2 protein-coding genes are annotated in these 1242 nt (G+C 66.4%); both read right to left on the bottom strand.

Features of this window, described 5'->3' with window-relative positions; translation table 11 throughout:
- A partial coding sequence (locus B7X30_RS15630) for a glycosyltransferase family 2 protein (protein WP_286731881.1) occupies positions 1–806 on the bottom strand: 806 nt, incomplete at its 3' end.
- A 26-nt stretch (positions 807–832) separates the two neighbouring features.
- Positions 833–1242: GNAT family N-acetyltransferase (locus tag B7X30_RS15625; RefSeq protein ID WP_286731880.1), on the bottom strand; the 410-nt coding region annotated here is incomplete at its 5' end.

Here is a 1242-nt window from a genome sequence, read left to right as displayed (position 1 = left end):
TAGATGCGGCGCGCCACGACCAGGGAATCGAGCGGCGTGCGCGGATCGGACGAACTCTGAGTGGGCGAGCGCCGGTAGCGCAGCAGCGGCCGGTCGATGAACCCGATCGGCCCGGCGCGGGCGACACGCACAAACCATTCCCAATCGCACACGATCTTGATGTCCGGATCGAACATCCCCGCGAGGTCGATGGCCTTGCGCCGAAACATCACGGTGGGCGGATGCACGAAATTGCCCAGCGCAAGCTGCGCGTAGACCCGCCCCTGATAGACCGGCACGGTGGTCAGCCGGGAGGTGCCAGGCAGGCAATCCGAGATGTCCAGGGTCCCATGCTCCGGGTAGCGCGCCGCGGGTCCTCCGTGCGCCGCATGGCAACGCGCGTAGTACTGGCCGCAATACGAGGCCCCCAACGACCCCTGGGCGTCGAAGCCGCTGAAATCGGAACTGCACAGCAAGACGTCGGGGTGCTCTTGCAGATATTTGAGCTGTGTCGCAATGCGCTCGGGCTCGCACAGGTCGTCGGCGTCGAGCAAGGCGATGAACTCGCCTCGCGCCGCCGCCAGCCCGGCGTTACGGGCCGCGGCGAGACCCGCATTGGATTGGTGGATGGCCCGAACGGCGTCACCGAATCCCTGCACGAGTTGCCAAGTGCCATCGGTGGAGCCGTCGTCCACCACCACGATCTCCAGACTGCGGTGGGTCTGCGCCAGAACGCTGCGCAAGGTCTCGCCCAGCGTGGCCTGCGCGTTGTAGGCCGGGATGACCACGCTCACGAGCGCGCCGGCCGGCGGTGAATGCTCAGGCATCTTGGTTTGCTCCGGGGGCGGCCGGTTCATCCCGCCTCGACATCGGCCGTCTGGCGGCTTTGGGGCTGATTGGCGCCATGCGGCGGCTTGGCACGCGCGTCCAGCCATTCCTTGCAGCGGTAAGCCCATGCCGCGACGCCGGGGCGATAGGCTTTCACGCCGACGGTGCCGCGGGTTTGCTGGAAGAAGTGTCGCTTGTGGTCGTAATCGCCCTTGAGCATGTCGAAGGTCGTGCAGCCTTCGAGGATCGCGCTCTCGATGGCATAGCCGAGCAACAGCTCGCCAGGGCTCAGCGGAGCCACGCCGGGGTCGAATCCGCTCTGGAAATAGTAGAACCTGTCGCCCAACCTGTAGCCGTAGAGCATGGCCACGCTGCGCCCGCCGAGTTCCAGCTCCAGCAAACGCAAGCGTCCGCGTGCCAGCAAGGCATGCATCA

The sequence above is a fragment of the Thiomonas sp. 13-64-67 genome, assembly GCF_002282795.1.
GTDB classification, from domain to species: Bacteria; Pseudomonadota; Gammaproteobacteria; order Burkholderiales; family Burkholderiaceae_C; genus Thiomonas; species Thiomonas arsenitoxydans.
Note: the sequence above shows the minus strand (reverse complement) of the source record. Positions and strands in the feature narration are given on the sequence as shown.